Source organism: Streptomyces sp. NPDC060027 (genome assembly GCF_042737005.1).
Lineage (GTDB): Bacteria > Actinomycetota > Actinomycetes > Streptomycetales > Streptomycetaceae > Streptomyces.
Genome location: NZ_JBHWVI010000009.1, coordinates 26,458 through 40,039, shown reverse-complemented (window position 1 = coordinate 40,039; position 13,582 = coordinate 26,458). Strand labels below are relative to the sequence as shown.

Here is a 13,582-nt window from a genome sequence, read left to right as displayed (position 1 = left end):
GCATGATCGACTCGCCCGAGGCAGCTCCGCCGCCACGCCGCCGCCGTGCCGACGCCCGGCGCAGCATCGAGGCCATCCTCAACGCGGCCCGGGTCGTGCTCGGCGAGCGGCCAGACGCGAGCATGGACGACATCGCCGCCGAGGCCGGCGTCACCCGCCAGACCGTCTATGCGCACTTCCCCTCGCGCGACGCGCTGGTCGCCGCCCTCATCGAGGCCGCGGCCGCCGAATACCTCGCCGCGCTCGACGCCGCGGGTCTCGACACCGCCCCGCCCGCCGACGCGCTGGCCCGCTTCCTCGACGCCGGATGGCAGTTCCTTCGCCGTAACCCCCTCCTTCTCAACCCCGCCGCGTCCGGGCCTCCGCGGCCCGGCCGCAACGCTCTGTCCGACGTCGTGCCCCCGCGGCTCGAACGGCTCATCCGGCGAGGCCAGGACACGGGTGACTTCGCCGGGTCCCTGCCCGCCTCCTGGCTCACCGCAGCCGTCATCGGACTCCAGCACGCCGCCGCGGCGGAGGTCACCGCCGAGCGCCTCACCACCCACGAGGCGGAGACGCTGTGTCTGGAGAGCACGCTGCGGCTGTGCGGCGGCCAAGGGCGTGCCGGGCAGCCCGCCCCGGAGGTCAGCCGGCCGAAGTGAGCGGGGGCGAGGATCAGGCCGGCGGTCCGTGACGCGACAACGGACCACCGGCGGGTCACCGGGCGCCGGCCGGCCGCAGACCGGACACGACGCTCGCGAAGCCCTGCGCCGCGAACTCCGCCTCTTCCATGGTCATCGTCAGCGGCGGCATCAGCACGACGGTGTCGGGCGTGTAGTGGACCAGCACGCCCTGCCGCCGACACGCCGCCTCCAGGTACTGCCGGTCGGGCATCGAGAGCGGACTGCCGTCCTGGTCCACCAGGTCGATCGCCACATAGGCGCCGACAGCCCGGACACTCCTGAACGTGGGTGCCCCGCCGAGCAGTTCGTTCAGCCGGCCGCAGAGGAACCGGCCGAGCGCCCGGCCGTTGGCCACCAGGTCCTCGGATGTGTACGCGCGGATCGCGGCGAGCGCCGCGGCGCAGGCGACGGGGTGGCCGTCCGTGGTCGACGCGTGGGCGAACACCGTGCTGCTGGTGTCGAACGCCCGGTGGATCCGGTCGGTTGCCAGCACGGCGCCCAGTGCCGCGTAGCCGGCGGTGATGCCCTTCGCGAGGCACATGATGTCCGGCGAGACTCCGGAGATGTCGGCCGCGAACATCTCCCCCATCCGCCCGAACCCGGTGAACGCCTCATCGAAGATCAGGAGAATGCCGTTCTTCGTGCAGTACTCACGCGCGGCTCGCAGGTACGCATCAGGTAGAGGCCGGCCGTTCCGCCCCTTCACCGGCTCGAGTATCAACGCCGCGATGCGCTCCGGCCCCATCGCGTCCAGCTGATCGGCGAGTCGGACCCCGCAGTCGTCGGTGGGCTCCGGCTCCGGCAGATGACGGAAGCCGTCGGGCATCGGACCGTAGAGCCAGTGCATGATCCGCTGCCCGCTCGCCGCCATGGCCGCCACGGGGCTGCCGTGGTAACTGTCGCGAAGACCCACGACGAGCCGCTTGTCCGGCCGGCCCTCGTTCCGGTGGAAGGAGCGAGCCATCAGTACCGCGCTCTCGACCGCCGCGCCGCCCGTGTGGCAGAACCGCACACGGCTGAGGCCGGGCGGCGCGATCTCGGTGAGCGCACGGGCGAGTTCGACGACCACGGGCGCCGGCAGTTCCCACCGCACCATGCAGACATAGGGCAGCTCGCGCGCCTGACGGGACATCGCCTCCACGACGTCGGCCCTGCCGTAGCCGAGCATCATGTTGCCGACGCCCGCGCGGGCGTCGAGGGCGCGCCGTCCCGAAGCGTCGATCAGCCAGGACCCCTCACCCCTGACCCACATGTCCTCGGGCCCGCTCCGGTCGAGGATCGCCGACGTCGGTATGGTCCCGTGCCACAGGGAGTACGTTCCGCGATCCCATGCACTCGGCGTCGTAGCCATGTCGTCCCCGGATTCCGCGCTATTCGACGGGCGCCTGGACCACGGCACACGTGAAGGTGTATCCACCGGTGCCCTGGATGATCATGCCGAATTCACCCGGGTCGAGGCCGTCCTCGATGTCCACCAGGTTCGCGAGGAAGTCCCCGGCGCCGAGGCAGCCCGTGCCGCACTCGAGATAGCGAGGGTCTCCCCCTATGACGTCACTGATGGTGGGCTTGAACATGCCCTCGCGCATGGTCCGGGTGAGACGCGGCAGCGCGACGCAGCTGATGTCCTCCCGGCCGATACCGGCCACGCGCAGGGCCCGCTGGACAAGCTCATGCATCTTCGGGACACCGAGCTTGACCATGCGGGCCGCCGCGCCGGACTCCCTGAACACCTTGTTGGCGCGCCGGAGGTCGACAGGAGCGCCGTGCCCCAGGGGGACGGAGCTGAATGCGTCGTCCCCGCGCAGCTGCACTTCCCACTCCGAGTCCGTCACCATCTCGAGCGAGAGCAGGTGGAGGAAGTCGTGGCCCTCGCCGGTCCGGCCGAGCAGGACCGCGGTCGCCGAGTCCGAATAGGCCGCATCGTCGTCACTCGACCATCGGTTGAATCCCGGCGGGCCGAACCGGTCCGCGGACGTGACGAGAGCCGTGCTCGTGTCGGGGGTGGCGACCAGCCACTTGGCCGCGAGCTGCAGGGCCACGGCCCCGCCGTTGCAGAGCTGCTGGACATTGACGGGCAGCCCGTCGAGGATCCCGGCCCGATGAGCGATGTAGTGCGCGGGCGACCACATGTCGAAGCCCTGGTGATAGCTGAAGGAATGCACCAGGAGGCCTATGTCGGCCGGTTCGGTTCCGCTTCCCTCCAAGGCGCTTCCCACGGCCAGCGCGGCCATCTGGGGCGGCGCGATGTCGGCCGAAGCCACATACAGTTCCGTGACACCGATGCGTTCGACGTCCGCGGAGCTGAGCTCACCGTCTGGGGCGCCTTCCTTGGTGGGTGGAAGCCAGAGGGTCGCCGCCTTGATGCTCAGCCCGGTCGCGGGCCCCGGGCCGGCCTCGGCCTCGGCGGGCCGCGTGTCGACCGCAGGCGGTTGATTCGTCGCTGTCACTGGATCCTCAGCCTTCTCTCGTCTTCCTTCGGGATTCCGGTGGCGCGAGCACGCGCTCGGCGCCCGAACCCCGTGCACGTCACGACGACGCGGGAACCTCTTGGTGGTGCCGTTGCGACAGGAGCGCCCTGCGGTCCACCTTGCCCGAGCCCGTCAGCGGCAGGCTGTGGCACACATGGATCTCCCCGGGCATCATGTAGCCGGGAATTCTCGTGACCAGGTGGTCGTGGCACGCTCGGGGCGTGCAGGCCTCACTCGCCGGCACCACGAACGCCACCACGACCTTCTCGCCGGACTCCTTCTCGCTGGTGGTGACATAGCTCTGCTTGACGTGCGGCACCTCGTTCATGAAGTGCGCGATCTCGCCCAGCTCGATCCGGAATCCGTTGACCTTCACCTGATCGTCCAGGCGCCCCTGGAAGACGACGTTGCCGTCCTCCCGGCAGAATGCGCGGTCACCGGTGTGGTAGAGCCGCACCTTCTCGCCGTCGATGCCGTACTCGACGTACTTCTTCTCGGTCAGCTCCTGCATTCCCAGGTAACCCGGTGAAAGCCCGGGTCCCGCCAGGCACACCTCTCCCACCTCGCCGGGAGCGCACAGCGAGCCGTCGCGGATGACGTAGAGGGACGTGTTCTGGATGGGCAATCCGATCGGCAGCGCGGACTCACCCCGGACGGAGTCCCGGACGGGGTAGTACGTGGCGAAGACCGAACACTCGGTCGGCCCGTAGACGCTGACGACCTTGTCGTTCCCGTAGTGGTTGCGCGCGCTCTCGATGTGCCGCAGAGAATGTGCCTCACCGCCGGTGAGAATGGTCCGTACGCTGTCGAGCGTGCCGGGAGCCTCGTCCACGATCACGTTGAAGAGCGCCGTGGTCACGAAGAGCGCCGTGACGCCGTTCTCCCGCACGACCCGCTTCAGCTCCGACAGCCGCACGAAATCCGACGGGTAGAGCACGCTCGTCCCGCCGTGCAGCAGCGCACCCCAGATCTCGAAGACCGCGGCATCGAACGATATCGACGCCAGCTGCGGGACGACGGCGTCCTCGTCCAGGTCGACGAAACGGGCATTGAACACCAGGCGGACGACACCCCGGTGCCGGATCGGCACGCCCTTGGGGGATCCGGTCGATCCCGATGTGAAGACGATGTAGGCGATGGAGTCCGGATCGACCCGCAGGGAAGGGTTCTCCTCGTCCGCGGTCAGCGCGGCCAGGTCGACGGGGACCACCGGCAGGTGCTCGAAGCGGACCGCCATCGCGTCGGCCGCGTCGGTCAGCAGCGCCGTGCAGTCCGCCCGGCCGAAGATCCCGCTCAGGCGCCCGTCCGGCCAGGTGCGGTCGAAGGGGAGGTAGGTGGCGCCGCACTTGATGATCGCCAGCATGGCGACGATCATCTCCGGCGAGCGCTTGACGCACAGTCCCACGACGTGGCCGGGACGTACTCCGGCCTCGCGGAGCCGCCCTCCCAGGCTGTTCGCCAGGCCATTGAGCTCGCGGTAGGTGAGCTTGCGCTCCTTGTGGACCACCGCGACGGCCTCCGGACGGCGGCCGGCAGCCCGCTCGAAAAGTTCCTTCAGGCTCTCCGCCGGATAGGCGGTATCCGTTCCGTTGATCTTCTGATGAACAGACAGAGCCGCTTCCGAGAGGGCGATCTCATCCATTCGCATTCCCCATATGTGTGTTGACGATTCGCGTGACGTACTCCGGGTGGCTGTCCACGAAGAAGTGCCCGCCAGGAACTTCGATCAGCTCGCAGTCCCGGCTGGTGAAGCCCTTCCAGCCGCGCATGGTGCTCAGGCCGTCGATCGGGTCGTCCGGGCTGTAGAGAGCGGTGATGGGAACATCCAGCGCGGACGTGTGGCGGTCGTCCCATATCTCGGCGAGCCGGATCTCGCTGCGCACGGTCGGCAGGACGAGACGCAGCAGCTTCTCCTGCTCGAAGACCTCCGCCGGCGTGCGGCCCATCCTCGCCACCGCATCGCGGAAGTCGCTCTCGTTCATCTCGTGCATGTACGGGCGCCTCTGCGGCGTGTCCGGACTCCGACAGCCGGAGACGAACAGCCGTCGCGTCTTACCCGGGTACTCGGCCGTGACCAGATGAGACAGCTCGTAGGCCAGCCGCCCGCCGAAACTGTGCCCGTAGAATGCGTGACGGCGGTTCAGGTACGGCGACAGCGCCTCGAAGACATCGTCCACCAGGGGCTGCCACCGGTCGTAGCGTGCTTCCTTGAGACGGCGTCCCCGGCCCGGCAGTATCACGCACAACAGCTCGACGTCGTCCGCGATCCCGCCGCACCAGCCACGGAACGTCTCGGGGCTCCCGCCGGCGTAGGGGAAGCAGAACAGCGTGCCCGCGGGCTCTGCCGCCGCCGCCTTGAGGGTCATCACCCACTTGTCGTCCGGTGCCGCCACCGTGACCCTGCTAGTCCGCCACCGCGTCGGCGGGCTTGGTGTTGCGCTGGAGGCTGGCCACGATCTCCGCGATCCGGCTCTCGGTGAACAGTTCGTCCGGGGGGAGCGAGTCGTCGCCGAACTCGCGTTCCGCCCGCTCCATCAGTTTCACCGCGGTGAGCGACGTGCCTCCGGCTTCGAAGAAGTCGTCCTCACCGCCCGTCACCCGCAGGCCGAGTTGCTTGCACTCGTCGACCACCCAGGCCAGCAGCTTCTCCGGCTCCATGTGGTTGTTCGTCTCGCTCACGTGTCATCTCTCCTAGCGGACCGGGAAACGGAATCCGTTGACGGTGGTCTCAGCAAAGCGGTTGTGGCCGTATCGGTCCTCACCGGACACCAGCACACAGCCGTACTTCTCGAGGCTTGCGCGCGCTCCGAATTCCTGGAGCTCGTCGGAGTAGGGGTAGACCTGGACCTGCGTCGGCAGATAACGAGAGGCGAAGCCGAGCCGCATCTGGTCGGTTTCGCCGCTGTGCGGGTGGGACGCGTGCATCAGCGTCGACCAGAAGAGAATGAACTGCCCTTGGCGCATGACCTGGGAGACGGCCTTGGACTCGTCGGGACTCCAGTCCGGGTCCTTCTGCAGCTGCCGGTAGTCGTAGCCGAAGAGCCCGCGCTTGACGCCGTCCTTGTCCAGCTGGTTGATGATGTCCGGGTTGTATTCCATGATCTTTGATTCGTCGTAATTCATCGACGTGTGCGTGCCGGGAATGAACTGGAGGCAGCCGTTCTTGACCGACGCCTCCGTGAAGGCGGTCCAGGCCGTCACGGTGCCGCCGAACTCGGCGTCCTCCGGCCACACGATGTGCGGGTGCTTGGAGCCGTCGACACTGGAGAAGTTGTCCGCCTGGTGCCAGTCGGTTCCCTCGTCACCCGGGTACTTCGGGAACAGCTCGGTGCGCCAGCAGAGCGTGTCGGGCCCGAGGATGCTCGACACCCTGTCCACGATCTCCGGCCTGGCGACGTGCTCGGCGAGAAAGTCGACGTCGAGATGACGGTCGTAACTGGCCGCCAGGTTCGTGTTGCCGGATTCCGTCTGACCCTCGCTGTATATGGACGTCTTGGTCTTGAGCAGCTTCGGCCTGATCGCCCTGAGATTCCTTTCCATCTCCTCTTCGGTGTAGAGATCGAAAGGGCCGATGTAGCCATCACGAGCGAATTGCTCCAGCTCTTCGGCGCTCAGCGCGAACGTTTTCGTACGAGCCATGATTTCTCCTTGATCCCGTGCGCGCCCGGAGATGTCACTCGGAGCGGCGGAAGGCTGGATACTGGCGGCCGCCGGCGGCCAGGTGGCCGAATCGCCGGAAATTAAACGAAGAATAGAACCGAAAAAAAGCTACCCGCGGATCACCCCTACCAACAACCCCTATCCAACGGTCGGCAACCCCTATCCGGCCGTTGATTCGACGCACGGACGACCATCGATCCGGAATGGACACACCGCACCGGTCACGTGGCGTCGGGGTGGTTTCCGTCGATGAGCGCGAAGAGCTCGTCGTCCGTGGCGGAGTCGACGGCGACCTCCGTCGCGTCGCCGGACGGCGTCACGGTCTCCGGGTGAGCGTCGTCCCATCGGCTCAGCAGCGTCCGCAGGCGCCCGGTGATCCTGTCCCTCAGTTCCTCCTCCGGCCGGCTCCGCAGCAGGGCCTGCTCGAGGCTCTCGATCTCGTCGAGCACCGGGGCGGAGGGGGGCGCAGCCTCGGAGGTGAGCCGGGTGCGCAGATGGCCGGCGAGTTCGGCCGGAGTGGGGTGGTCGAAGACCAGCGTCGCCGGGAAGCGGCAACCGGTCGCGGCGGACAGCCTGTTGCGGAGGTCGACGGCGGTGAGGGAGTCGAACCCGAGATCACGGAACGGCGTGTCCGGGGCCAGTGCCTCCGCGTCCCCCGCGCCCAGCGCGACGGCGGCGTGCGACCGCACCAGGTTGAGCAGGAACTCTCTCTGCTCGGTCTCGGTCAGCGCGGCCAGCTGCCTCGTCAGACCGGCGGCGGGGTCGGCCGCCGCGACCCGGGGCGGGACCGGCGCGTTGATCAGTCCGCTCCAGAGCGCCGGGAGCGAACCGTCCCGGGCGAGGGAGCGGAGCCGGCCCACGCGGATGGCGGAAGCCAGCAGCACGGGTTCGGCGGACCTCCGCGCGGCGTCGAAGAGCGTCAGCGCCTGCTCGGTGGGCAGCGGGGTGAAGTACCCGTCGATGCGGGCCCGGTGGGAGCTGGTGATGCCGGCGGTCAACTCGCTGGTCTCCGCCCAGAGGCCCCACGCTATCGACGTCGCGGGCAGGCCCAGGGCCCTCCGACGGCCGGCGAGCGCGTCCAGGAAGACGTTCGCGGCCGCGTAGTTGCCCTGCCCCGGAGCGCCGGTCAGTCCGGCGCCCGAGGAGAACATCACGAACTCGGCGAGGTCGGTCTCCGCGGTGAGCTCGTGCAGGTGCAGTGCCGCGTCGACCTTGGGACGCATGACCGTGTCGATCTTGTCCGGGGTGATCGAGGGCAGGATCCCGTCGTCGAGGACACCGGCGGCGTGCACCACCGAGGTCAGCGGGTGACCGGCCGGAATCGCGGCCAGCACCCGGGCGAGGTCCGCCCGGTCGGCGACGTCGCAGGCGACGATCTCCACCCGGGCGCCCAGCGCTGTCAGTTCGGCACGAACCGACTCCGCGCCGGGTGCTTCGGGACCGCGGCGGCTCACCAGCACGAAGTGCCCGGCCCCCTGCTCGGCGAGCCGGCGCGCGACGAGACCGCCCAGCGTCCCGGTGCCGCCGGTGACGAGCACCGTCCCCTCGGGGTCCGGCGCCCGGGGGACGGTCAGCACGATCTTGCCGACGTGCCGGGCCCGGCTCATGAACCGGAAAGCCGGTATCGCCCGGCGGACGTCCCAGGTGGTCAGCCGCGGCAACTCCAGCGAGCCGGCGCGGAACAGGCTCATGATCTCGTCCAGCATCTCCTTGATGCGATCCGGTCCCGCCTCGGTCAGGTCGAACGCCCGGTAGCTGGTTCCGGGGTGGCTGCCGGAGACGTCGTCGCGGTCGCGGACGTCGGTCTTCCCCATCTCGACGAAGCGTCCGCCGGGCCGCAGCAGCCGCAGTGAGGCGTCGACGAACTCCCCGGCCAGCGAGTTGAGCACGACGTCGACGCCCTGTCCGGCGAAGTGCCCCTCGAATTCGAGCGTGCGGCTCGACGCGATGTGCGCGTCGTCAAGGCCGGCGGCCCGCAGGACCGGCCACTTGCCCTGACTGGCGGTCGCGAACACCTGCGCGCCGCGGTGCCCGGCCAGCTGGACCGCCGCCGTGCCGACCCCGCCGGCGCCCGCGTGCACGAGCACCCTCTCCCCGGATCGCAGTCCGGCGAGGTGGAACAGCGCGTAGTACGCGGTGAGGAAGGCGACCGGTACCGACGCGGCCTCCTCGTTCGACCATGCGTCGGGGATCTTGGCGAGCAGCCGGTGATCGGTCACCGAGACCGGGCCGAAAGCACTGGTCAGCAGACCCAGCACGCGGTCCCCTGGCATCAGGTCGGGTACGTCGCTGCCGACGGCCAGCACCGTTCCCGCGCCCTCACCACCCAGATCCGTCTCGCCCGGGAGCAGCCCCAGCGCGACGACCACGTCGTGGAAGTTGAGCCCGGCGGCCCGCACGGCCACCCGTACCTCGCGCGGGCCCAGCGGGCCGGTCACCGCCGCGCGTTCCGCCAGCGTCAGCCCCTCCAGAGTTCCGGTGCCGGCGCACTCCAGGCGCCAGGCGGCCGCGCCGGCGGGCGGCATCAGGGTCTCGCCGCCCTCGGCCCGGGCCAGCCGCGGCGCCAGCAGCTCGCCGGAACGGACGGCGAGCTGGGGTTCCCCGCAGGCCGCTGCCGCCGCCCAGACGTCTCCCGGTCCGGCGTCGTCCGGGCAGGTGCCGTCGTCGATCAGGACGAACCGGCCCGGGTGTTCCGTCTGCGCCGTGCGGACCAGCCCCCACACGGCGGCCGAGGCCAGGTTCGCGGCGTCGTCCCCGTCCTGTGCGGCGACCGCGCCCTGGGTCCTGATCAGCAGACGGGCGGCGCCGAGGCCGTCGTCCGCGGACCACTCCTGCAGCACGCCGAGCGCGGCCGCGGTGACCGTGCGGACGCGTGAGGCCGACTCGGCGGCGCCGCTGCCGTCCACGGGTCCGGGAACGCTCCACACCACCAGGTCGGGTACGCGCGTTCCCTCGGCGATCGCCGCGCGGAGAGCGGCCATGTCGCGGTACGCGCCGACGTCCGCGCCGGAGCCGCCGAGCCGTTCGGCGACCTTCGTCCCGTCCTCGCCGAGCACCGCCCACCGCTGCCGAGCCGCCGTCGGCCCCGGCTCGGAGGGGGCGACGGGTACCCAGGTGAGACGGAACAGCGCGTCACGCAGCGCCTGCGCGGTCGTCGCGCGCCGCTCCCAGGACGAGCCCGGCCGCACGACGAGGGTTCCCACCGAGACCACCGGCCGGCCGTCGAGGTCCGCGGCCGTCAGCGCCAGCCGGTCGGGGCCGAGCTGCCGGACCTTGACCCGCAGGTCGGTGGCGCCGGGCGCCACCAGGGTCACGTCGCTGAACACGAACGGCAGCCGGACTCCGTCACCCGTCGGTGAGTCCTCGCCCGAGCCGAGGATGCCGGCCGCCTGTGCCGCCGCGTCCAGCAGAGCGGGATGGACGCCGAATCGCCCGGCGTCACCGCGCTGCTGGGCGGGCAGCCCGACCTCGGCGTAGATGTCGTCGCCGGCCCGCCACAGCTTGCGTATCCCGCGAAAGGCCGATCCGTACCGGTATCCGCGCTCCGCGTACTCCTCGTAGAGCCGTTCCGTGGGCAGCGGCTCCGCGCCGGCCGGCGGCCAGATCACGAGGTCGCCGAAGTCTCCCCCGACGGGCGAGCCGGTCAGCTCACCCACGGCGTTCGTCGTCCATTCGCCGTCGACGGACGTCTCCTCCGGCCGCGAGTACACGGTCACCGGGCGTTTGCCCGAGCCGTCCGGGGCGCCGACGACCACCTGGACCTGGACGGCACCCGTGGGCGAGACCGCCATGGGTGCCTCCAGGGCCAGTTCCTCGATTCCGGAGCAGCCGGCCTCGGTCGCGGCGCGCAGCGCCAGCTCCACGAACGCCGTGCCGGGAAGCAGCACCTGGTCCCCGACCATGTGATCGGCCAGCCATCCGTGGGTCTGCGGCGACAGGCGGCCGGACAGGACGACGGAGTCGTCGGCGGCGACGTCCACGGCGGCACCGAGCAGGGGGTGGTCACCGGCGCGCAGGCCCGCCTTCGCGAGGGCGTCCCCGGACGGCGCCGTGGGGTCCAGCCAGTAGCGCCGGCGCTGGAAGGCGTACGACGGAAGGACGACACGGCTGCCGCGGTGTCCGAGCATGCTCCCCCAGGCGACCGGCACACCGGCGACGTAGGCCTGCGCGACCGAGCCGAGGAAGTCGTCCTGTCCGCCGCGGTCGCGGTGCAGCGTGCCGAGGACGACCGCGGAGGCGTCCGCGTCGGCGATCGTCTCTTCGAGTCCCATGGTCAGTACGGGGTGCGGGCTCGCCTCCACGAACAGCTCGTGGCCCCGGTCGAGCAGGGTCCGGGTGACCTCGTCGAAGCGCACCGGCTGCCGGAGGTTCCGGTACCAGTAGTCCGCGTCGAGTTCGGCGGTGTCCAGCCGACCGCCGGTGACCGCCGAGTAGAACGGGATGTGCGAGGGGCCGGGGGTGATGCCCTTCAGCTGCACGAGCAGCTCGTCCCGGATCCGTTCCACGTGCGGCGAGTGCGAGGCGTAGTCGACCGCGAGGCGCCGTACCCGGACGTCGGAGTCCTGGTGCTCGGCGATCAGTTCGGCCATCGCCGCGCTGTCGCCCGACACCACCACCGAACCGGGCCCGTTCACGACGGCGATGCCCAGCCGGCCCTCCCACCGGGACAGCAGCGCCTCGGCCGCCTCGCGTCCGAGGGCCAGTGACGCCATCGCCCCCTGTCCGGACAGCGACGCCAGGGAGCGGCTTCGCAGTGCCACCACCTGTGCCGCGTCCTCCAGGGACAGGCCGCCGGCCACGCAGGCGGCCGCGATCTCGCCCTGGGAGTGTCCGACCACCGCGGCGGGCACGATTCCCGCGTGCTGCCACAGCGCGGCCAACGACACCATGACCGCGAACAGCGTCGGCTGTACGACGTCCACCCGCTCCAGGTCGGGGGCGCCGGGAGCACCGCGGAGCACGTCGCGCACCGACCAGCCGGTGAACGGGGCGAGCGCCTGGTCGCATGCGACGAGCCGGTCGCGGAACACCGGGGCCGTCTTCAGCAGGCCGAGCGCCATCCCCTGCCACTGGGAACCCTGCCCGGGGAACACCAGGACCGCCTCTCCGGACCGGGTGCGTGCGGTCCCCTGGAGCAGCCCTGCCGCGGGCCGTTCCGCGGCCACCGCGTGCAGCCCGGCGAGCAGTTCGGTGCGGGTGCTGCCGAGAACGACGGCCCGGTGGGACAGCGCCGGACGGCGCACCAGCGCGCCCGCGACGTCCCGCGGATCCAGGTCGGGCCGGGTCTCCAGGAACTCCGCGAGCCGCGCGGCCTGACCGCACAGCCCACGCTCACCCCGGCCCGACAGCACCCACGGCACCGTCCCCGCCTCGCCCGTCGTGTCACCGGGCAGGTCCGCGGGCGGTGCCTCGTCGGGCTCGGGTGCCTGCTCCAGGATGAGGTGGGCGTTGGTGCCGCTGATGCCGAAGGAGGACACGCCGGCCCGGCGCGGGCGCCCGTGGTCGGGCCACGGCACCGCCTCCACCACCGGCTTCACCGCGCCCGCCGACCAGTCCACGTGCGGGCTCGGCTCGTCCAGGTGCAGGGTCGCCGGCACCATGCCGTGCCGCATGGCCAGCACCAGCTTCATCACGCTCGCCGCGCCCGCGGCCGCCTGGGTGTGACCGATGTTCGACTTCGCCGACCCCAGCAGCACGGGCTGGTCCCCGGGCCGGTTCCGCCCGTAGGTCGCCAGCAGCGCCTGTGCCTCGATCGGATCGCCCAGCGAGGTCCCGGTGCCGTGCGCGTCCACGACGTCCACGTCCGACGCCGTCACGCCCGCTCGTGCCAGGGCGGCCCGGATCACCCGCTCCTGCGACGGCCCGTTCGGCGCGGTCAGCCCGCTCGACGCGCCGTCCTGATTCGTGGCCGAGCCCCGGATGACGGCGAGGACCCGGTGCCCGCGGCGCCGCGCCCGCGACAACGTCTCGACGAGAAGCAGGCCGACGCCCTCCGCGAAGCCGAACCCGTCCGCGGCGGACGAGAACGCCTTGCACCGCCCGTCCGCCGACAACGCGCGCTGCCGGCTGAACTCGACGAACACCTTCGGGCTCGACATCACCGCGACCCCGCCCGCCACCGCCATCGAGCACTCACCCGACCGCAGCGCCTGACACGCCAGATGCAGCGCCACCAGCGACGACGAGCACGCCGTGTCGACCGTCACCGCCGGGCCCTCCAGCCCGAACACGTACGACACCCGGCCCGTCAGCACACTCGGGGTGGTCCCGGCCACCGCGTAGCCCTCCACGCCGTGCGGGTAGTCCGTCGGACCGGCACCGACGAACACCCCGGTCCGGCTCCCCTTCAGGCTCGCCGGATCCACTCCGGCGGCCTCGAACAGCTCCCAGGAGGTCTCGAGGAGCAGCCGCTGCCGGGGGTCCATGGCCAGCGCCTCACGCGGCGAGATCCCGAAGAACTCCGCGTCGAAGTCCGCCACTTCGTCCAGGAAGCCGCCGTCACGGACGTACGACGTGCCTTGGTGATCGGGGTCCGGATCGAACAGCCCGGCCAGATCCCAGCCCCGGTCCGAGGGGAATCCGGACACCACGTCCCGGCCCTCGGCCAGCAGCCGCCAGTACTCCTCCGGCGAGGTCACACCTCCCGGCAGGCGGCACGCCATCCCCACGATCGCCACCGGTTCGCCGAGCGTCGCCTCGAGTTCGTCGTTCCGCGCGCGCAGCCGCCGGGTCTCCTTGACCGACTCCCGCAGCGCGCTGGTGATCTTCTCGACTGATGCAGTCATCGGGATC

Annotated in this window: 8 protein-coding genes; 1 reads left to right on the top strand and 7 read right to left on the bottom strand. The window is 70.9% G+C overall.

Annotation, left to right across the window (positions count from 1 at the left end; all coding sequences use genetic code 11):
* Positions 1–2 precede the first annotated feature (2 nt).
* Positions 3–641 (top strand): TetR/AcrR family transcriptional regulator, encoded by a 639-nt coding sequence (locus tag ACFWBT_RS04115; RefSeq protein WP_385695605.1) that lies wholly within the window; start codon positions 3–5, stop codon positions 639–641.
* 55 nt (positions 642–696) lie between these two features.
* On the opposite strand, the gene ACFWBT_RS04110 is transcribed toward ACFWBT_RS04115, so the two are convergent.
* The 7 genes from ACFWBT_RS04110 to ACFWBT_RS04080 all read right to left on the bottom strand — a co-directional run bounded on the left by ACFWBT_RS04110 (position 697) and on the right by ACFWBT_RS04080 (position 13,575).
* Positions 697–2,013 (bottom strand): aspartate aminotransferase family protein, encoded by a 1,317-nt coding sequence (locus ACFWBT_RS04110; RefSeq protein ID WP_385695603.1) that lies wholly within the window; start codon positions 2,011–2,013, stop codon positions 697–699.
* A gap of 19 nt (positions 2,014–2,032) precedes the next feature.
* On the bottom strand, positions 2,033–3,109 hold the full coding sequence (locus tag ACFWBT_RS04105; RefSeq protein ID WP_385695602.1) for a ketoacyl-ACP synthase III family protein: 1,077 nt from the start codon (positions 3,107–3,109) through the stop codon (positions 2,033–2,035).
* Positions 3,110–3,188: 79 nt separating this feature from the next.
* On the bottom strand, positions 3,189–4,772 hold the full coding sequence (locus ACFWBT_RS04100; protein ID WP_385695600.1) for an amino acid adenylation domain-containing protein: 1,584 nt from the start codon (positions 4,770–4,772) through the stop codon (positions 3,189–3,191).
* Positions 4,765–5,523, bottom strand: a complete 759-nt coding sequence (locus tag ACFWBT_RS04095) for a thioesterase II family protein (RefSeq protein ID WP_385695598.1) — start codon at positions 5,521–5,523, stop codon at positions 4,765–4,767. The genes ACFWBT_RS04100 and ACFWBT_RS04095 overlap by 8 nt, the downstream gene beginning before the upstream one ends.
* Before the next feature lie 10 nt (positions 5,524–5,533).
* On the bottom strand, positions 5,534–5,809 hold the full coding sequence (locus ACFWBT_RS04090; protein WP_385695596.1) for a phosphopantetheine-binding protein: 276 nt from the start codon (positions 5,807–5,809) through the stop codon (positions 5,534–5,536).
* 12 nt (positions 5,810–5,821) lie between these two features.
* Positions 5,822–6,769, bottom strand: coding sequence for a chlorinating enzyme (locus ACFWBT_RS04085; protein WP_385695594.1), 948 nt, complete (start codon positions 6,767–6,769; stop codon positions 5,822–5,824).
* Positions 6,770–7,011: 242 nt separating this feature from the next.
* Positions 7,012–13,575 carry an SDR family NAD(P)-dependent oxidoreductase gene (locus ACFWBT_RS04080; RefSeq protein ID WP_385695591.1) on the bottom strand — a complete coding sequence of 2,188 codons (6,564 nt, stop codon included), beginning with the start codon at positions 13,573–13,575 and terminating at the stop codon, positions 7,012–7,014.
* Between the last annotated feature and the right edge of the window lie 7 nt (positions 13,576–13,582).